We start from the raw sequence: 18966 nt of genomic DNA on the forward strand, positions 1-18966 counted from the left end.
TAGTCTGTCTTCAGTTGGACATGGCGGTTTTGCCTGCATGGTCTACACCGGATATCAGGCTTCACCATTGCATACGACCATCAAAGCGGGCTACCGGTGGGATCGTCATGACTCAGACCCACGATCTGATCATTTGCGAGTACTGCGACGCGGTGTATCACCGTGCGACGCTGCACAAGCATCAGCGCGCCCTTTGCCAGCGCTGTGGCGGAGTGCTGTACCGGCATACGTCCTTGACCCTTCAGCAGCGGCTGGCACTGAGTGTGACCGGTGGCATCCTGCTGGTGTTCGCCAATGCCTACCCGGTGATGACCATCGGCATGCAGGGGCTTACCCATTCGGCGACTTTGTGGGACTCGGTGCAGATCCTCAGCCACGGCAGTATTACCTTCATCGCCCTGGTCATGGCGCTGTCGATCATCGTTGCGCCGGTGCTGCAGATTGCCGTGTTGTGCTGGGTTTTGAGCTTTGCCCTGGCCGGTCAGCGTGCCCCCGGCTTTGCCCTGTGCATGCGCGGGCTGGAGAGCCTGCGGCCCTGGAGCATGCTGGAGGTGTGCCTGCTGGGGGCGATGGTGGCGGTGATCAAGCTGGCGGGGTTGCTCGATGTGATCCCTGGCATCGGTTTGCTGGCCCTGGCCGCGCTGAGCATGCTGATCATTCATATCGCCGGCAAGGACATTCGCGATTTGTGGGAGCAGGCATGACTGCCCCGGCCAGCGCTGACGACCTCGGCCTGTGTCTGTGCCATGGCTGCGGCCAGGCGTGTGACCTGAGCAGTGGCGCGCATACGTGCAACCGCTGTGGTGCTGCCATCCATCGGCGCAAGGCCAATGCCATCAGCCGCGGCTGGGCGTTTCTGCTGGCCGCGCTGGTGTTTTACATCCCGGCGAACCTGCTGCCTGTGATGCACACCGAAATGCTCGGCAGTGGCAGTGAAAGCACCATTGGCGGTGGGGTGCTGGAGTTCTGGGAGGCGGGGGCCTGGGACATCGCACTGATCATCTTCATTGCCAGCGTGGGTGTGCCTGCCATCAAGTTCTTTTCCCTCGGCCTGCTGCTGTATACCGCCCAGCGTGGTTCCACCTGGGCCTGCCGGCAACGTTCGCAGCTGTACCGCTTCGTCGAGCTGATCGGCTACTGGTCGATGCTCGATGTCATGGTGGTGGCGCTGGTGGCGGCACTGGTGCAATTGCGCGGGCTGGGCACCATCGAGCCACGGGTGGGCATCCTGTTCTTCGGCATGGTGGTGGTGCTGACCATGTTTTCTGCGATGAGCTTCGATCCACGCCTGATCTGGGATAGCCATGCCAACGAGGGGAGGCCGCACTGATGGGGCAACAGACTGACGAACGCGAGGGGGCGGGGCAGGTTGACGTGCGCACCCGACGCTGGAGCGTATCGCTGGTGTGGATCGTGCCGATACTGGCCATCCTGATCGGCGCTTCGCTGGTGGTGCGCAACTGGATGCAGCAAGGGCCGGTCATTGCCATTTCCTTCCACACCGGGGAAGGGCTGGTGGCGCACAAGACCCAGGTGAAGTACCGGAGCGTGGTGATTGGTGAAGTGACCACGGTGGAACTGGCCGACGACAAAAAGAGCGTAGTGGCCAAGGTGCAGTTGTCGGACGATGCCCGCTCGTTCGCCACACAGGGTGCGCGCTTCTGGGTGGTGCGCCCGCGCATCGGCGTCGGTGGGGTGTCCGGGGTGGACACGCTGCTTTCCGGCAGTTTCATCGGGGCTGACTCCGGCGAGTCGAAAGTGCCGGAAAAGGCCTTTGTCGGCCTTGAACTGCCGCCACCGATCACGTTCGACGAAAAGGGCAAGCGTTTTACCCTGACTGCCAGCGACCTTGGCTCGCTGGACGTCGGCTCATCGATCTACTACCGCAAGATTCCGGTGGGTGAGGTGGTGTCGTTTGCCCTGCAGGATGATGGCAAGGGGGTAGAGATTGGCGTGTTCGTGCAGGCACCCTATGACAGCTTCGTCACCACGGATAGCCGCTTCTGGAACGCCAGCGGCATCGACATGCAGATTGGTGCCAACGGCCTGAAGGTGGATACCGAATCGCTGTCATCGATCATGGTGGGTGGGCTGGCTTTCGGCTCGCCTGATTTTTCCCCCCAGGCCGAGGCTGCTGCCGACCAGGCCCGCTTCCAGCTGTTTGCCGACCGCGAGACCGCGTTGGCACCACCCAATGGCCAGGCGCAGTATTTGCAATTGCGCTTTGACCAGGCCATGCGCGGCCTTTCGGTGGGCGCGCCGGTGGAGTTCAAGGGCGTGGAGTTTGGCCGGGTTACCTCGGTCCAGCTTGACTACGATGCCGCCCGCCAGACTTTTCCGGTGGTGGTCAATGCGGTGATCTACCCGCAACGGTTGGGGCCGGTGCACCGCAAGATGCTGTCGGTGTTCAAGCACGCCGAGGGCGATATGGATGGGGCCAGGCGGTTGATCGGCACCTTCGTCGAACATGGCCTTCGGGCCCAGGCGCGCAGCGGTAACCTGATCACCGGGCAGATGTTCATTTCCCTGGATTTCTACCCGGATGCCCCCAAGGTGGCCTTCGACATGGCCGCCAATCCCATCACCATCCCCACACTGCCGGGTAGCCTTGAACAGTTGCAGGAGCAGCTGCAGCGGATGGTCGAGCGCATTGCCAAGCTGCCGCTGGAAAGCATCGCCGGCAACCTGGACGGCAGCCTTCGAGCGTTGCGCGCCAGCCTCAAACAGTTCAATGGCCAGACGCTGCCGGACGTGAAGGTGGCGCTCGATGAAGTGCACAAGACCCTACGCACGGCCAACTCGGCCATTTCCGAAGATTCGCCACAGCGCGAGCGAATGGGCGAAACACTGGATGAGCTGGAGCGCATGTCGCGTTCGCTGCGTGACCTCGCCGATTACCTGGGCCGGCACCCCGAGTCGCTGATTCGCGGGCGGCCGAAGGCGGCCGGTGCCGAAGCGCTTGAACCCTGAGGAGACAGCCGATGCAACGACTGCGCAATGTCTGTGTGGCCAGCCTGCTGGTGTGGCTCGGGGGCTGCAGCAGTACGCCGAACAACTACCACACGCTGGTGGCGAGCGAGCCGGTGCGCGACAGCGGGCAGCATATCCAGGTGACCCGGGTGGTGGTGCCGCCGCAGGTGGACCGCCCGCAACTGGTGGTGCGCCAGGGCCAGAGCGGCCTGGCCATTCTGGAAACGGAATGGTGGGGCGCCAACCTGGTGGATGAATTTCGCAGCGCCTTGCAGGACCAGTTGGGCGGGCCGGCGGCTGGCAACAAGGCGGCACTGCGGGTGGATGTGCGGCGCTTCGATACGGTGCCGGGGCGCTATGCCTCACTGGAGGCCGTCTGGCGCCTGAAGCAGGCAGGGCAGGCTGAACTGACCTGCCGCACGTCGGTGCAGACGGCCGCGGACAACAGCATCACCAGCCTGGTGAATGCGCACCAGGCCAACCTGCGCAAACTGGCCGAGGCGGTGCGGGGGAGTGCCCGGAACGGCAGTTGCTCTGCACCGGTATAAGTCCCATGCGGGCGGCGCGCTGGCATCCTGCCTTCATGCCTGTGTGGCCTGGCGCAGCGGCACTTCGCGCAGCAGCCAGGGCAGTGCGAAGGCCACGCTGGTGATCAGCCCTGCCAGCAGGACTACACCGTGCATCGCACCGGAAAACGTCCGCAGGTGCCGGCTTACTGCCGGCTGCTGGCTGTTTCCTGTGCTCGCTCAGGCTTGTCCAGCGGCAGGTGGTCGAACTCGCGCAAGCCATCCTTGCGGTAGGGGTCGCCGATCCAGCGCTGTGTTGCCACGAACTGCGGGCTTACCAGGCTCTTGGCCGGCTCGAAGCGGTCATAGCTCAGCCCGGCCAGGTCTGACAGGGTATGGATCAGGTGCGAGCTGCTGTAGGGGCGGTTGGCCATCGCCTGCAAGTCACGAGGGTGCTCGGCCTGCCAGCTGGGCGAGGTCCACAGCAGGAACGGAATGGTGTACATCGGCCGGGTCGGCGCGCCCTCGTTGCGCCCGAGGCGGTCGTGGTCGCCCGAGCTGTAAACGTCTTCACCGTGGTCCGACAGGTACAGCAGGAAGCCATTGGGGTTACCGGCCGAGTAGCGCTTGATCAGGCTCGAGACCACATAGTCGTTGTAACGCACCGCATTGTCGTAGAAGTTGTAGGTTTTGACCTGGTCCGGCGTCAGTTTGCCCGGCACGCCCTGGTTGTCGGTGAAGTGCGTGTAGTCGTCCGGGTAGCGGTAGCGGTAGTCCATGTGCGTGCCCAGCAGGTGCACGATGATGAACTTGTTCGGTGCAGGGTCCTGCAGGGCCTTCTCGAACGGCGCCAGCACCACGTCATCGTACTGGCTGGCATTCTGGTTGCGCTGGTTGTTCAGGTACACCGGCACGTCCGTCTGCTGCGAGAAGGTGGTGAGCATGGTGTTGCGCTTGGTCATGGTCTGCTGGTTGGTGATCCAGAAGGTCTTGTAGCCTGCCTGTTTCATCAGGTTGATCAGCGACGGGTCGGTGAGGAAGCGGTCCGGGTTCTGCTCATCGCCGAAGGTGAGGATCTGCTGCATCACTTCGATGGTGTACGGGCGTGGCGATACCACATCGCGGAACACCGTCAGGCCTTTGTCGCTGGCGGCCAGCGCGTCGAGGTTGGGCGTGGTGTCGCGGTTATAGCCGTACAGGTGCATGTGCTCGCGGGTGGTGGACTCGCCCAGTACCAGCACCAGGGTGCGGGGCGCTGTTCCGCTGCTGTCACGCAGGTTTTGCAGCGGCGGCAATGCGGCGTTCTGGGCCAGCAGTTCCTGCATGTTGTCCAGTTGCTGGCGGTACTGCCGGTAGCCGACCAGCAACTGCCAGGGCACGGCGGGTTCCATACGCTGCTGCACCTTCTCCGCGGCATCGGCGAAATTGCGCTCCTGGGTGACCATCTGCTTGTAGAACGGGTACACAAGGTTGGCCACCAGCAACAAGGCGACCACCGGCAGGCGACTGCGCAGCGGCAGGCTGACCGGGCGTACGCGCTTCCACAGCAGCACCGCCACCAGTGTGTACAGCAGCAACGCCAGACCCAGCGATACACTGAAGTACTGGCTGAAGTACTCACCGGCTTCGGCGGTGTTGGACTCGAACATCACGAAGATGACGCTTTGCGAGAACTCCTGGCGATAGATGCCGAAGTAGCTCAAACCCACCAGCGAAGCCCCCCACAGCACCAGGCCGATGACCGCTGCGGTGGCGCGGGTGAAGCGCGGCACCAGCAGCACCGGGGCCAGCCACAGGCTACTGAGGAAGAACGCATCACGAAAACCGGCAAACCCGGTCGTTCCGCTGAACAGCAGCAACGCCTGGGTTACGCCGGAAAAGTACCAGAAGAACAGCAAAAGCCAGCCCAGGCCGGCCCAGTCCACGCGCTTGCGCGCGGCGGGGGATGTAGTGTGTGACACGTATGCCTCGTCGTACCTTGGTAGCCAGCAGGTTTGCTGCGGCCATAAAGGATGTGACGCTAATCTGTGGGCTGTGAAAATAACGTCAACGTGGCGAAATGCGCAGGCCGCACGGGTATGATGGCGGCCGCTAAAACGTACTGACAGGCCCTGTGGATTATGAACCGTCGTAAGAAGATCAAGCAGCTATTGCAGGCGCATGCCAAAAAGGCCAGTGCCAAGCTGGCACCGCGCAAGCCCAAATACATTTGCAAGGCTGACCGGTTGAAGATGGAGGCAGAGGCGGTGGGGGACACCCCCACCTGACTCACTGAGCAGGCAGCGCAAGTGCTGCCGCAGCGCCCTTAACGGCGGTAGTACCGGTGGTCGTCATAGTGACGCTGGTGCATCGCCCGCTCATGGCGGCGCTCCCAGTCACGGCGGCGTTCCCAGTCCCGCCGCCGCTCCCAGTCCCGCCGGGCTTGCTCACGCCGCCACTGCTCACGGCGCCAGTCGCTTCTGTGGTCATGCCAGCGGTCGTCATCATGCGCCAACAGCGTGGCCGGCTGTTCGACGGCCCCGGAGGCCACTTTCGACCAAGGGTTGCCGGCAGGCTGCAACGGTGACTGAACGGCGGGGGCCTGGGCCACTGGTGCTTTCATTTGTGTTGCCGATGCCGAACCCATTGCCGCGAACGAGAACAGGCCGAGCAGCATCAACCTTGCGACATGTATTTTCATGAGCGAAGCCAACCTCTGATAACAATTGAGCCATCTGGCCAGCAGGTGAGGGCGAGCCTTGTCTCGCGAGCCGCTACCTTTCTGTACCTGCGAAATAGACCCGCCATCGAGAAAAAGTTCGCTACGGCAACAACTTGTAGAACATTTGCACACACCCGATGCCGCTTGCGCTGCTTGCCAGAAACCTCATCTGATTGGCTGATCACACAAAAGCCCGCCCCCCACGGCGGCGGTCTTCCTTCAGCAGCCCCTCTACTTTGCGCAACGCTTGCCCCAGTACGGCCTGGTCCGGTGCCCCGCCCAGCGAGATACGCACGGCCTCCGGCCCTTGCTGCGCAACGCTGAACGAGTCCGCCCCGGCCACACTCACCCCCACATCATCCAAGGCTTGGGTAAACCGTTCCTGGCGCCAGTGCGCCGGCAACGGTAACCACAGGTGCAGCCCGGTAGGGTGCGCCTGGAACTCATGGCTCAGCAGTGTGCGTGCCAAGTGCTGGCGGGCGCGGGCTTCGCGCTGGATTTCCTGTACCAGCTCCCTGGCGGTACCACTGCGGATCCACTGCTCGACCAAGGCCAGCAGCAGGGCTGAGCAGCCCATGCTCGAGGCGCGCAAGCCGTTGAGCAGGGCATGGCCGTCATCTCCGCGCGGGGGCAGTACAAAAGCGGTGCGCAGGCTTGGCCACAGGCACTTGGACAGCGATGCCAGATAATACGTGTTGGCACCCCCGGTCAGGCAGGTGATGGGCGTTGGCGCATCGTCAAGCAGATAGCGGTAGGGGTCGTCCTCGATCAGTGTGATGCCGCACTTGAGCAGCACTTCGGCAATCGCCTGGCGCCGGGCCACGGGCATGGTGTGCGCTGTAGGGTTCTGGAACGTGGGGTTGAGGTACAGCAGGCGCGCACCGCTTTGTTGGCAGGCTTGCTCCAGATGGTCGGGGCGCATGCCGTCGGCGTCACCGGGCACCGCGACAATGCGCAGCCCCAGTTGTTGGGCAGCCAGTAGCAGGCCGGGGTAGGTCAGTGGGTCGCACAGCACGGTGTCACCCGTGCGGGCATGGGCGCTGAGGATGGCGAATACGGCCGCTTGCGAACCCGGGCACAGGGCCAGGCTGCGGCTGTCCAGATCACCCAGCGCCGGTTTCAACCAGCCCTGCGCGGCCTGTAGCAGCGAGCGGGAGGCCGGCTCATCCTGGTAGGGCGACAGTGCTTCGATGGGGTTGCGTTGCAGTACCTGTTCAAGCCCGGCGCTTACCCATTGGGCCATCGAGCCATTGGCCGGCTGCGGCGGAATGTTCATGGTCAGGTCAATGCCTGCCTGGGTGGGTGTTTCGCGGGCACCCAGAATGAACGACCCGCGGCCACTGTAGGAGGCAATCAGGCCGCGGTCGCGCGCTTCGGCGTAGGCACGGGTCACCGTGGTCAGGTCGACACCCAGGTGCGCTGCCAGCGCACGCTGTGGTGGGATTTGTTCGCCGTCCTGCAAAATTCCAGACTGTATGGATTCTGAGATCATATCGGCAATCTGTATGTATCTTGGGCCGCTCTTCGGCTTAAATGGCCTGGTCCAGCTTATTTGAGCGTGTTCTCTTGGCGTTTCGGCAAGAGGCATGAGTATTATCCCCCGGTTGTCAGTCCATACGCATAGGAATATCATGACATACGGTTGTTAATAAATCCATACAAAATGGAAAGCGTATGGTTATTTTGATATGCACCGGAACGCCGCTGCAGGGCTGCAACGATAAGCGCTTCCGGGCTCCCAGTCATGGAGATGTTCGATGGATGACTGTCATCTGATCTGCGCCAACCGCTTGGGCGATGGGGCTGTGGTCTGGCTTGATGCCGGGCATGAATGGGTAGAGACACTGCAACAGGCCGGCACCTTCGATGCGCAGGCCCTGGAAGCGGCAACCTTCGCGGCCGAAGCTGCCGTGCGGGCCAACCAGGTGGTTGCGCCGACGCCTTGTGAAGCCTGGCTGGTCGATGGCCAGCCTGAGCCCAAAAGCCTGCGTGAGCGGTTGCGTGCGCGCGGCCCGTCGGTACGCAGCGACCTTGGCAAGCAGGCTCCCGGGGGGGCCCTACAGGTCGGCAAAGGGGTACGGCCGCAGCTGCCGGTTGCGGCGGGGCAGGCTGGGGTATACCGCTACGATCCGTTCGAGCGCGAGTTCCTCAAGGACCGCGCCCGCCAGTTCGAGCAGCAGGTTGCCCGCCGCCTGAGTGGCGAGCTGGATGAAGAGGCGTTCAAGGTCTACCGGCTGATGAACGGCCTGTATCTGCAATTGCACGGCTACATGCTGCGCGTGGCCATTCCGTATGGAACCTTGAGCGCGGTGCAACTGCGTCAGCTGGCCTACGTGGCACGCACCTATGACAAAGGCTACGGCCACCTCACCACCCGGCAGAACATCCAGTTCAACTGGCCGCACCTGGCCGATACGCCGGAAATTCTGTCGGTACTGGCAGATGCCGACCTGCATTGCATCCAGACCAGCGGCAACTGCATCCGCAACGTGACCACCGACCACTTTGCCGGTGCCGCCGAAGATGAAGTGCTCGACCCGAGGGTGCATGCCGAGATCCTCCGTCAGTGGTCTACTGATCACCCGGAATTCACTTACCTGCCACGCAAGTTCAAGATCGCCATCACCGGCAGCCCCAAAGACCGGGCGGCTGTGCGCTTTCATGATATCGGCATACTGGCGCAGCGCAACGAACAGGGCGAGGTGGGCTTCCAGGTGTATGCCGGTGGTGGTCTGGGGCGCACCCCGATCGTCGGCACCCGGGTGCGCGAGTGGTTGCCGGAGCGTGAACTGTTGCGCTACGTCGAAGCCATCTTACGGGTGTACAACGCCCTGGGGCGGCGCGACAACCTGTACAAGGCACGCATCAAGATCCTGGTGCGCGAGCTCAAGCCTGGCCGCTTCATCGAGATGATCGAGCAGGAGTTCGCCAGCCTTCCAGCTGACCATCAATACCTGGAGCCCGCCATCGTCCAGGGCATTCATGCCCGCTTCGTGCAACCCGCCTTCGAGGCATTGCCCAGGCTGTGTGACAGCTTTCTGCGCGCACGGGCAGACGACAACGCGTTTGCCAGCTGGGTACGCACCAATACCCACCCGCACAAGCAGCGTGGCTATATCAGTGCAGTCATCTCGTTGAAGCCACCAGGCGGCATCCCCGGAGACATCTGCGCCGAGGAAATGCTCACCCTGGCTGACCTGGCCGAGGCTTACTCGCTGAACGAAATCCGCGTTTCCCATGAGCAGAACCTGGTGTTGCCGCACATTCGTCAGGGTGACTTGTACAACGTCTGGCAGGCCCTGCGCCAGGCGGGGCTGGCGACCAGCAACATCGGCTTGTTGTCTGACGCCATCGCCTGCCCGGGGATGGACTACTGCAGCCTGGCCACCGCCCGCTCGGTGCCGGTCGCCCAGCGCATCGCCCAGCGTTTCGACGCAGCCCGACAACAGGAAATCGGCGAGCTCAAGCTCAATGTGTCCGGCTGCATCAATGCCTGTGCCCACCACCATGTGGCGCATATCGGCATCCTCGGTCTGGACAAGGCTGGCCACGAAAATTACCAGATCACGCTGGGCGGCAGTGCCGAAGAGGACGCTGCGGTGGGGACCATCCTCGGCCGTTCGGTGCCCTTTGAGGAGGTGCCCGACATCGTCGAGGCCATCGTTGGCATTTATCTGCAATTGCGCGAGGACGGCGAACGCTTCCTCGACACCTACCGCCGCGTCGGTATCGAGCCATTCAAGGAGGTGCTGCGTGATGCTCGTTGATCGTGAAGGCCAGGCGCAGCCCGACAGCTGGCGCTACCTGGGCAGCGAAGTGCTGCCAACCTATGCCCCGCACACCGTGCTGCAGCCGCAGCAGTGGGACGACTACCACATGCGTTTCGGTCAGCCGGCAGAGGGCCTGTGGCTGAGCGCCGACCAGGACCCGGCACAGGTGCTGGCGCTGCTTGGCCACCTGACGTTGATCGTGATCGAGTTCGCCAAGTCACGCGATGGTCGTGGCTTCACCTTGGCCAGGCTGCTGCGCGAGCGCCATGGGTTCACCGGCGACCTGCGCGCCGCCGGGCCATTGCTGCCTGACCAGTTCGCCATGTTACTGCAGTGCGGCTTCACCAGTGCCCTGGTTTCGCCCAGCGTACCGGCCCAGCGCTGGCAGGAGGCTGCGGCCACCCATCGGCAGGCCCGGCCACGCACGCTGCTGCAACGTCTTTCACAACGGAGCGAGGCATAGCCATGTTCAGCCTTACAGCCCTGGAGCTGGCCCGTATACAGTTTGGTTTCACCATCACCTTTCACATCATTTTTCCGGCCATCACCATTGGCCTGGCGGCGTTTCTGGCCGTGCTGGAAGGCCTGTGGTTGTGGAAAAAGGAAAACGCCTACCTCGACCTTTACCACTTCTGGTCGAAGATCTTCGCCGTCAACTTCGCCATGGGCGTGGTCTCGGGGCTGGTCATGGCCTACCAGTTCGGCACCAACTGGAGCTTCTACTCGCAGTTCGCCGGCAGCATCACCGGCCCGTTGCTGACCTATGAGGTGCTGACGGCTTTCTTCCTTGAAGCAGGCTTTCTCGGGGTGATGCTGTTCGGCTGGCACAAGGTCGGCCGTGGTCTGCACTTCTTCGCCACGCTGATGGTGGCCGTGGGGACGATGATTTCCGCCACCTGGATTCTGGCATCCAACAGCTGGATGCAGACGCCACAAGGCCACGAAGTGATCAATGGCGTAGTAGTGCCCGTGGACTGGTTCGCGATCATTTTCAACCCGTCGTTCCCGTACCGCCTGGCGCACATGGTGACCGCCGCCATGCTGTCGACCGCATTGTTCGTCGGCGCCTCGGCGGCGTGGCACCTGCTGCGTGGCAACCGCACCCCGGCAGTGCAGAAGATGTTTTCGATGGCGTTGTGGATGCTGCTGTTCACCGCGCCGCTGCAGGTGCTGATTGGTGACATGCATGGTTTGAACACGCTCAAGTACCAGCCGGCGAAGATTGCCGCCGTAGAGGGCCACTGGAGCAACACGCCGGGGCAGGGCGTGCCACTGATCCTGTTCGGTATACCCGATATGGAAGCAGAAACCACCCGCTACAAAATCGAGATCCCGAACCTGGCCAGCCTGATCCTGACCCACAGCCTGCACGGACAGATCCCGGCGTTGAAAGACTTCCCGAAAGAAGACCGGCCCAACGCGACCATCCTGTTCTGGTGCTTCCGGGTCATGGTCGGCCTGGGGTTGCTGATGGTCGTGCTCGGTCTGTTTGGCACCTGGCAGCGCTGGCGCGGGAAGTTGTACGCGTCGCGGGGGCTGGCACGGTTTGCCCTGTGGATGGGGCCTTCCGGGCTGGTGGCCCTGTTGGCCGGCTGGTACGTCACCGAGATCGGCCGACAGCCGTGGGTGGTGTACGGCCTGATGCGTACCAAGGACGCCGTTTCCGATCATTCGGCACTGACCTTGTCGGTGGGCCTGGTGGTGCTGGTGGTGATGTACATGGCTGTGTTCGGCACCGGCGTCGTTTACATGCTGCGCATGGTGGGCAAGGGGCCGCAGCCGCACGACGACCATGAGCACCCCGTGGCCGCCAACCAGCGCCCGGCCCGCCCATTGTCGGCCGTGGACGACCCGCTGTATCCGAATTCGCCCAATCACACTGACTGACCGGAGACGCTGTCATGGGTATTGATCTTCCGCTGATCTGGTTCTTGATCATCGGCTTTGGCGTGATGATGTACGTCATCATGGATGGCTTCGACCTGGGTATCGGCATCCTGTTCCCGTTCATCACCGACCGCGACCACCGCGATACCATGGTCAACACCGTGGCGCCGGTGTGGGATGGCAACGAAACCTGGCTGGTGCTGGGCGGGGCAGGGTTGATGGCGGCATTCCCCAAGGTGTACGCCATTTTGCTCAGCGCGCTGTACATCCCGGCGCTCGGCCTGCTGGTCGGGTTGATCTGGCGTGGCGTGTCGTTCGAGTTCCGTTTCAAGGCCGATGATGCGCACAAGCCGTTCTGGGACCGGGCCTTCATTGGCGGGTCGTATGCGGCGGCGTTTTTCCAGGGCGTGATGCTGGGCGCGTTCATCGACGGGCATTCGATTGTCGATGGCGTGGCCACCAACGGGCTGATGAGCTGGCTGACACCGTTCAACGTGTTCTGCGGGATCGGCGTGGTCGTGGCGTATGCGCTATTGGGCGCCACCTGGCTGGTGTTAAAGACCGAGGGCCGGCTGCAGGCCAGTATCATTCGTGCCTGCTCACCGATCACCCTGGCGACGGTGGCGGCGATGCTGATTGTGAGCATCTGGACGCCGCTGACGCACCCGGCGATCTTCGACCGCTGGTTCGGCCTGCCGAACTTCTGGTTCTTCCTGCCGGTACCGGTACTGGTGCTGGTGGCCACCTGGGCGATCCTCAGGTCGTTGCGCGGTACGCCCCATGCCGGTCCTTTCGTCTGGTCGCTGGTGTTGGTGTTCCTCGGTTATAGCGGTTTGGTCATCAGTATCTGGCCGTACGTGCTGCCGCCCAGCCTGACCATCTGGGAAGCGGCGGCGCCACCGCAGAGCCTGGGCTTCGCCCTGGTCGGGGCGTTGCTGATCATTCCGTTCATCCTGGGGTATTCGGCCTGGTCGTATTACGTGTTCCGCGGCAAGGTGAAGGACGGCGAGGGGTATCACTGAGCCACAAGCTCATAAACCCGCAAATATCACACGCAAGTGCGCCCGGTAACTGTCGAACGCGGCAATCGCGCCAGCGACCACTGCGGCCTCGTCCTGGTCGTCCAGCACCAGGCCGTCGAGCCGGGCAACGAACTCGCGCCAATGCAGCGCACGGCCATCCGGGTGTGGCGCCAGGTGGCGGGCGCCTTGGTCGCCATCGAGCCCGAGGCGCTGGGTTTGCTTGAACAGAAACGCCGCCCCCAGATTCGAACCTTCGCTGCAATATAGCCAGCCCAAGGCCTCGGCCGGGCCGACGCAGACTTGTTGAGGGCGCGTTGGCAGTGGCAGGCCGAGATCACGCAGGTCGGTTTCGATCGCAGCGAAGCGCGACAGCCCAACCAGCCCTGGCAGGTGCTGGTTGAGCTGTGCATCGTTGTACAACGTCAACAGGCTGCCGTGAAAGCGGTGTTGTACCTGCAGGAAACGGCCATAGCGCTCGCGGTTTTCGAAAGGGCGTGCCGCCATCACCAGTTGATCGACGCTGTCATGGTCCCGGCTGCTGGCCGCCTTCAAGCGTTTGCAGCGGCCGGGCTCCACGAGGGGGTAGTGTGCAGCGGTCATAGGGGTATCCGTGGTGTGAGGGGTATACGCCCATGATGCTTGCCATCCTTGGCCAGCATCAAGCACCACGCGGCTGGCCTGGCCGAGGGTGGCGGCCCGATATCGCCAGAACGCACGCCTGATTTACCATGGCAGACGCTTTCACGTTTCCAAGGAATCAGCCATGAGTATTGTCCAGTTCCGCACCCCCACCGCCGCAGACGCCGAGCGATGCTACGCCATTGAAATCGGCGCCTATGAAGGGGATGAGGCGGCCACCCTGGAGAAGATCCGCACCCGCATCGCACAGTACCCACAGGGTTTTCTCATTCTGGAAATCGCAGGTGAGATCGTCGGTTTCATCAACAGCGGCTGCGCCCACGAAGTTGTCATGTCTGATGAAGCGTTCAAGGAACTGGTCGGCCACGACCCGGCAGCACCGAACGTGGTGATCATGTCAGTAGTGGTGGACCCGGCACACCAGGGCAAAGGCTACGCCAAACGGCTGATGGAAGCATTCATCGCCCGTATGAAAGCGTCGGGCAAGCAGACCATTCACCTGATGTGCAAAGAGCAGCATGTGGCCCTGTACCAGAAGCTGGGCTACCAGTATGTGAAACCGTCACCGTCGGACCACGGCGGCATGGCCTGGCACGAGATGATCATGGGCCTGTAATCGAGGGCGTGCTTCAGGCCGGGCGGCCGAACAGGTTGTGGATCACCTCCCTCAGCCAGCGGTTGCCACTGTCCTGGTGGTAGCGAGCGTGCCAGTGTTGCTTCACCGTGAAACCCTCAACTGCAAACGGGCAGTCGTGCACTTGCAGGTCGTGCATATCGGCTAGGGTCTGGCCGATATGCCGAGGCAGGGTTGCGACCAGGTCCGTAGTGCCGACGATCATGCCCAGTCCGAGAAACGCGGGTAGCTCCAGCACGATGCGACGTTCGATGCTGGCGCGGGCCAGCCCCGCTTCCAGCAACTTCTGGCCGGTCCCCGCGCTGATCTGCACATGGCCTTCAGCGTGGTAGCGGGCCAGGTTCATGCCGCCTTCCAGCCGCGGGTGCTGGCGGTTGCTCAGGCATACCCAGTCCTGTTCGAACAGGACCTGCTGGTACATCCCGCCACCCAGCCAAGGCACAAAGCCGATGGCGAGGTCGGCCTCGCCCGACTCCAGCGCGCTTTCACTGTTGCCATCGATGCGCACAGCCTCCAGGCGAATGCCCGGCGCATGGGTGCGCAGGTGGTTGAGGATGCTTGGCAGCAGGGTGATATGGCTGGCATCGCTGACACACAGGCGAAAGCGCCGTTGTGCCGTGGCGGGGATGAACTGCGGCTCCCAGGCGGTGAGCCTGCGCAGCGACTCCAGCACCTCGCGGCAAGGCCCGATCAGCTGGTCGGCGCGCGGGGTTGGGGCCATGCCGCCGGGGGTGCGCACGAACAGAGGGTCGTTCAGTTGCTGGCGCAGGCGGGCCAGCCAGATGCTGATGGTCGGCTGGCTCTGGCCCAGCTGTTCGGCGGCACGGGTAACGCTACGACAGTGGTAGAGCACATCGAACAATTGCAGCAGCTTGGGCTCGGGCAGGGCGTCGGCAGCAGACATTATTGTAAATCTCAATTGGCATATTGTAGTCATTGTATAGCGCGAATAAGGCCCGCTGCATAAGGTAATCGCAAACCACAGGAGGTCTGCGATTTGAAAGTCTGCATTCTGGGTGCCGGCGCCTTGGGCTGCGCCATTGGTGCGGCGCTGAGCGAGGCCGGGCATGAAACCTGGCTGCTCAACCGTGGTCGCGAGCATGTCGAAGCGATGAACCTGCACGGGCTGCAGGTGCAGGATGAGCGCGGTGAGCGCCACGTGCGCGTCAACGCCACCACGGACGCCAACGACGTGGGTGTGGCCGACCTGGTCGTGGTGCTGGTGAAGTCATTCCACACCGCCGAAGCGATGGCCGGGGCCACCGCGCTGCTGGGGCCGCAGACGCTGGTGCTGTCGCTGCAGAACGGCTTGGGGCACGAGGACATTCTGGCCGAGGTGGCCGGACGGGAACGGGTGTTGGCGGGTAAGACCTATGTGGGCGGCGTGCTGCTTGCACCCGGTTCGATTCGCGCTGGTGTGGCGGGCAAACACACTTACATCGGTGAACTCGACGGCCAGCTTTCAGCGCGTGTGCAGGCCATCGCCGAGGCCTTCAACGCTGCCGGGCTGGCCACCACGGTCAGTGACAACATCCTCGGTACCATGTGGGACAAGCTGCTGGTCAATGTCGCCACGGGCGCACTCAGCGGCATCACCATGCTCAGCTACGGCCAGTTGTACAGCGAGCCGCTGCTGGCCAGCACTGCCAAAGCTGCGGTGGCCGAGGCGATTGCCGTGGCCGAGCGTGCCGGCATAAGCCTGAGCCTGACCAGCCCCGACGCAGCGTGGGCCTTGGCCGCCGAGGGCCTGCCATCGAGCTTCCGCACCTCGATGCTGCAAAGCCTGGAAAAAGGCTCGGTCACCGAAATCGACTTCATCAATGGCTCTGTCGTGCGCTGGGGCCAGCGCCATGGCGTCGCCACACCGGTCAACGCCACGTTGGTGGCTTGTATCAAGGGCATCGAACGTGCGATGGCCGATCATCAGAAAAGGGACAACCCATGAGCCAGCCAAAAGCCTACCTTGAACACGTGGCGTTCTGGGTGCAGGACATCCAGTGGCATATCCGCTTTTTCAGCGAAGTGTGTGGCATGACCATGCGTGAGGTGCAGGGCAGCGTCGAGCAACCGGCGCAGTACTGGACGCTGGGTGGCCTGCAGTTCATTCACCAGCCCGACTTTGCCGGCCCTGAGGGGCGCATGGCACACCTGGGCATCATGTGCGAAGACCTGGAGAGCGTACTGGCAGCCGCCCAGCGCTATGGCGTCAGCGAAATGCCCCAGGGCCGCAACTGGCTGCGCCTGCCGGATGGTCTGGCGGTGGAGTTCATTCAGGCGTTGCCGGCGAAGTGTGTTGCCCAGGCACTGGCCATCGACCCGCGTGCGCAGGTGCAGGCATGAGCGGGGTGGAAAGATACTGGGATGATGCCCGCGAAGGCGATGAGTGCATCAGCCCCACCTATACCGTAACCCGTGAGCGCATCCTGGCCTACGCCGATCTCACGGGTGATCACACCCCGGTGCACGTCGACGAGGCCTACGCCAACGCCAGCCACTTTGGCTGCCTGGTTGCGCACGGCCTGTTCGGGCTGTCGATCGCCGATGGTTTGAAGACCCAGTGCGAGTACCGCTTCTTGCCGGGCATGTCGCTGGGCTGGACCTGGGACTTCGTGTTGCCGATCAAGGTCAACGATGTGTTGCACGTACGCATGCGGGTGGGGGCGATGCGACCGAGCAACAGCCGGCCAGGCTGGGGCATCGTGGTGCTGCCGTCAGAGTTGGTCAACCAGCATGGCCAGGTCGTGCAGCGCGGTGAGCACCGGTTGATGGTGCCACGGAGGGGGCAGGCATGAGCCAGGCATTGCCATTGGCGGGTATCCGCGTCATCGATTACAGCCACTTCCTTGCCGGGCCCTATGTAGGGCGCTGCCTGGCGGCGCTGGGCGCTGAAGTGATCAAGGTCGAACGGCCGGGCAGCGGCGATGCTGGCCGCCAGCACGCCTTTACCCTGGACGATCAGCAGAGCGGCTATTTCCTGCAGATGAACATGGGCAAGCAGGGCGTCAGCGTGAACATGAAGGACCCACGCGGAAAAGCCTTCATGCAGCGCCTGGCCGACTCGGCCGACGTGTTCATTGAAAACTACCGCCCCGGCGCGTTGGACAAGCTGGGGCTGGGTTATGCCGAGCTGTCGGTGCGTAACCCGCGCCTGGTGTACTGCTCGATCTCCGCCTATGGCCACACCGGGCCGGATGCCCACCGCGCCGGTTTCGGGCTGATCGCCGAGGCCAAGAGCGGGATCATGCAGATGGTCGGCGTGCCGGGTGAAGCGCCGCCATTGCTGCGCATTTCGCTGGGCGACATGTACACCGGTATTCACGCTGTAGCCGCGATCAATGCGGCGCTGCTGGGGCGGGTGAGCAGTGGGCGCGGCCAGCACATTGACATGGCGCTGTACGACACCTTGGTGTCGATGCATGAGTACGCCGTGCAGTGCTACACGCTGTCCGATGGCACCGTGCTGCCCGAGCAGACCGGCCACGACATGCCCACGTCTACCTTGTACGGCGTGTTCCGCGCCGCCGACGGCGATCTGGTGATTGCAGCCCAGGTCGATGATGCCTGGCGGCGCTTCGCCGCCATGCTCGAAGCCAACGGCGGCCCGGTAGGTTTTGGCAGCGATAACCGCTACCACGACCTGAATGGCCGCAATGCCCACCGCGAGGCGATTCTGGCGGTGGTGCGTGACTGGGCGGGTGCGCGCTCGGTGGCCGAGATCCTCGCCTTGCTCGACACCGTCGACATTCCCAGTGCCAAGGTCCAGCGTATCGATGAGGTGTTGGCAGACCCGCAAATCCAGGCGCGCAACATGGTCATCGAACAGCTGCACCCTCGCTACGGCACCCTGCGCCTGCCCAATCTGCCGTTCCGGTTTTCCGGCTGTGACACCACGATCCATCAGGTAGCCCCTGACCTCGGCCAGCACAACGCCGAAGTGGCCGCAGCGCTTGGCTTCAGCCCTGAAGAAATCACCGCCATGCAGGCAGACGGTGTGCTGTTTACCCACGGAGATACACGATGAGCGACCGCTACGCAGTGATCGGCCGACCGATCAACCACACCAAGTCACCGCTGATTCATGGCCTGTTCGCTCAGGCCAGCAGCCAGCACCTGGAATACGGGGCTATTGAAGGCTCGCTGGACGGTTTTGAGGCCCAGGTGTTGCAGTTTCGCACTGACGGTGGGCTGGGCATGAACATCACCGCGCCGTTCAAGCTGCGTGCCTTCGAACTGGCCGACCGGCGCAGCGAGCGCGCGCAGTTGGCCCGGGCCGCCAATGCGCTGAAGTTCGAGGATGGCCACATCACAGCTGAAAACTTCGACGGCATCGGCTTGCTGCGCGATATCGAAGACAACCTCGGTGAGCCGCTGCGTAACCGCCGTGTGCTGGTGCTTGGCGCCGGTGGTGCAGTGCGCGGTGCGCTGTTGCCGTTCTTGCACGCGCAGCCCAGCGAGCTGGTGATTGCAAACCGCGACATGTCCAAAGCCTTGGCACTGCGTAACGAACTGGATCACCCAAGGCTGCGTATCAGCCGTTACGAAGCGCTGGAAGGGCAAACCTTCGACATTGTGGTTAACGCCACTTCCGCCAGTCTTGTCGGTGAACTGCCGCCGCTGCCTGGCGGGGTGCTGAGCGAAGCGCGACTGGCGTATGAACTGGCCTACGGCAAAGGCCTCACGCCGTTCCTGCGCCTGGCGCGCGAGGCCGGTGTGGCACGTCTGGCGGATGGCGTGGGCATGCTGGTCGAGCAGGCCGCAGAGGCGTTTGCCTGGTGGCGAGGAGTGCGGCCTGAAACCCGTGCCGTGATCGACCGCCTGACGATTGCGCTGGAGTAAG

General features: G+C 63.2%; 20 protein-coding genes. 15 read left to right on the plus strand and 5 right to left on the minus strand.

Annotated elements, in window-relative coordinates; translation table 11 throughout:
• Positions 1–107 precede the first annotated feature (107 nt).
• From D906_RS09490 to D906_RS09505, 4 genes are read left to right on the plus strand one after another with little or no spacing between them, the layout of a single operon-like run.
• Positions 108–704: a paraquat-inducible protein A gene (locus tag D906_RS09490; protein WP_027615109.1), complete on the plus strand. Its 597-nt coding sequence runs from the start codon at positions 108–110 to the stop codon at positions 702–704.
• A complete protein-coding gene (locus D906_RS09495) occupies positions 701–1330 on the plus strand; it encodes a paraquat-inducible protein A (protein WP_016714620.1) in 630 nt (209 codons plus the stop codon). Before D906_RS09490 ends, D906_RS09495 begins: the two co-directional genes overlap by 4 nt.
• A complete protein-coding gene (locus D906_RS09500; RefSeq protein ID WP_028614261.1) occupies positions 1330–2970 on the plus strand; it encodes an intermembrane transport protein PqiB in 1641 nt (546 codons plus the stop codon). Before D906_RS09495 ends, D906_RS09500 begins: the two co-directional genes overlap by 1 nt.
• A gap of 11 nt (positions 2971–2981) precedes the next feature.
• Positions 2982–3518, plus strand: a complete 537-nt coding sequence (locus D906_RS09505; RefSeq protein ID WP_019097291.1) for a membrane integrity-associated transporter subunit PqiC — start codon at positions 2982–2984, stop codon at positions 3516–3518.
• A gap of 164 nt (positions 3519–3682) precedes the next feature.
• On the opposite strand, the gene D906_RS09510 is transcribed toward D906_RS09505, so the two are convergent.
• Positions 3683–5437 carry a phosphoethanolamine transferase CptA gene (locus tag D906_RS09510; RefSeq protein WP_081741854.1) on the minus strand — a complete coding sequence of 585 codons (1755 nt, stop codon included), beginning with the start codon at positions 5435–5437 and terminating at the stop codon, positions 3683–3685.
• Between the two features lie 159 nt (positions 5438–5596).
• Between D906_RS09510 and D906_RS09515 the strand changes: the two genes are divergently transcribed.
• Positions 5597–5743 carry a DUF2986 domain-containing protein gene (locus D906_RS09515; protein WP_016714615.1) on the plus strand — a complete coding sequence of 49 codons (147 nt, stop codon included), beginning with the start codon at positions 5597–5599 and terminating at the stop codon, positions 5741–5743.
• A gap of 38 nt (positions 5744–5781) precedes the next feature.
• Here D906_RS09515 and D906_RS09520 read toward each other — a convergent pair whose 3' ends face one another.
• Complete coding sequence (locus D906_RS09520) at positions 5782–6132, minus strand: hypothetical protein (RefSeq protein WP_019097288.1); 351 nt, start codon at positions 6130–6132, stop codon at positions 5782–5784.
• A gap of 226 nt (positions 6133–6358) precedes the next feature.
• Entirely contained in the window at positions 6359–7669 is a 1311-nt protein-coding gene (locus D906_RS09525; RefSeq protein WP_232062856.1) for a PLP-dependent aminotransferase family protein, read from the minus strand.
• A gap of 265 nt (positions 7670–7934) precedes the next feature.
• Here D906_RS09525 and D906_RS09530 point away from each other — a divergent pair, with 265 nt between their 5' ends.
• Genes D906_RS09530 through cydB form a run of 4 tightly spaced genes read left to right on the plus strand, consistent with a single transcriptional unit; the run spans position 7935 to position 12856 of the window.
• Positions 7935–9944 (plus strand): DUF2849 domain-containing protein, encoded by a 2010-nt coding sequence (locus D906_RS09530; RefSeq protein ID WP_027615112.1) that lies wholly within the window; start codon positions 7935–7937, stop codon positions 9942–9944.
• Entirely contained in the window at positions 9934–10410 is a 477-nt protein-coding gene (locus D906_RS09535) for a DUF934 domain-containing protein (RefSeq protein WP_019097285.1), read from the plus strand. The genes D906_RS09530 and D906_RS09535 overlap by 11 nt, the downstream gene beginning before the upstream one ends.
• A 2-nt stretch (positions 10411–10412) precedes the next feature.
• Positions 10413–11834, plus strand: coding sequence for a cytochrome ubiquinol oxidase subunit I (locus tag D906_RS09540; RefSeq protein ID WP_027615113.1), 1422 nt, complete (start codon positions 10413–10415; stop codon positions 11832–11834).
• 14 nt (positions 11835–11848) lie between these two features.
• A complete protein-coding gene (cydB, locus tag D906_RS09545; RefSeq protein WP_027615114.1) occupies positions 11849–12856 on the plus strand; it encodes a cytochrome d ubiquinol oxidase subunit II in 1008 nt (335 codons plus the stop codon).
• Positions 12857–12865: 9 nt separating this feature from the next.
• Here the strand turns inward: cydB and D906_RS09550 are convergent, their stop codons facing one another.
• Positions 12866–13456 (minus strand): biliverdin-producing heme oxygenase, encoded by a 591-nt coding sequence (locus D906_RS09550; RefSeq protein WP_025754533.1) that lies wholly within the window; start codon positions 13454–13456, stop codon positions 12866–12868.
• Positions 13457–13619: 163 nt separating this feature from the next.
• On the opposite strand from D906_RS09550, the gene D906_RS09555 reads away from it, so the two are divergent.
• The gene (locus D906_RS09555; protein ID WP_019097282.1) at positions 13620–14111 is read left to right on the plus strand and encodes a GNAT family N-acetyltransferase; all 492 of its coding nucleotides are present in this window, start codon (positions 13620–13622) and stop codon (positions 14109–14111) included.
• A 13-nt stretch (positions 14112–14124) separates the two neighbouring features.
• Here the strand turns inward: D906_RS09555 and D906_RS09560 are convergent, their stop codons facing one another.
• Entirely contained in the window at positions 14125–15033 is a 909-nt protein-coding gene (locus tag D906_RS09560; RefSeq protein WP_016714611.1) for a LysR family transcriptional regulator, read from the minus strand.
• A gap of 93 nt (positions 15034–15126) precedes the next feature.
• Between D906_RS09560 and D906_RS09565 the strand changes: the two genes are divergently transcribed.
• From D906_RS09565 to aroE, 5 genes are read left to right on the plus strand one after another with little or no spacing between them, the layout of a single operon-like run.
• Complete coding sequence (locus D906_RS09565) at positions 15127–16074, plus strand: ketopantoate reductase family protein (protein WP_025754531.1); 948 nt, start codon at positions 15127–15129, stop codon at positions 16072–16074.
• Positions 16071–16469 (plus strand): VOC family protein, encoded by a 399-nt coding sequence (locus D906_RS09570; protein ID WP_016714609.1) that lies wholly within the window; start codon positions 16071–16073, stop codon positions 16467–16469. Before D906_RS09565 ends, D906_RS09570 begins: the two co-directional genes overlap by 4 nt.
• Positions 16466–16921 carry a MaoC family dehydratase gene (locus D906_RS09575; protein ID WP_016714608.1) on the plus strand — a complete coding sequence of 152 codons (456 nt, stop codon included), beginning with the start codon at positions 16466–16468 and terminating at the stop codon, positions 16919–16921. The genes D906_RS09570 and D906_RS09575 overlap by 4 nt, the downstream gene beginning before the upstream one ends.
• Positions 16918–18150: a CaiB/BaiF CoA-transferase family protein gene (locus D906_RS09580; RefSeq protein WP_027615115.1), complete on the plus strand. Its 1233-nt coding sequence runs from the start codon at positions 16918–16920 to the stop codon at positions 18148–18150. The genes D906_RS09575 and D906_RS09580 overlap by 4 nt, the downstream gene beginning before the upstream one ends.
• Complete coding sequence (gene aroE, locus D906_RS09585) at positions 18147–18965, plus strand: shikimate dehydrogenase (RefSeq protein WP_019098900.1); 819 nt, start codon at positions 18147–18149, stop codon at positions 18963–18965. The genes D906_RS09580 and aroE overlap by 4 nt, the downstream gene beginning before the upstream one ends.
• Position 18966 lies beyond the last annotated feature (1 nt).

Origin of the sequence: Pseudomonas sp. LAIL14HWK12:I1, from assembly GCF_003202095.1 — a bacterium.
Taxonomy (GTDB): Bacteria; Pseudomonadota; Gammaproteobacteria; order Pseudomonadales; family Pseudomonadaceae; genus Aquipseudomonas; species Aquipseudomonas monteilii.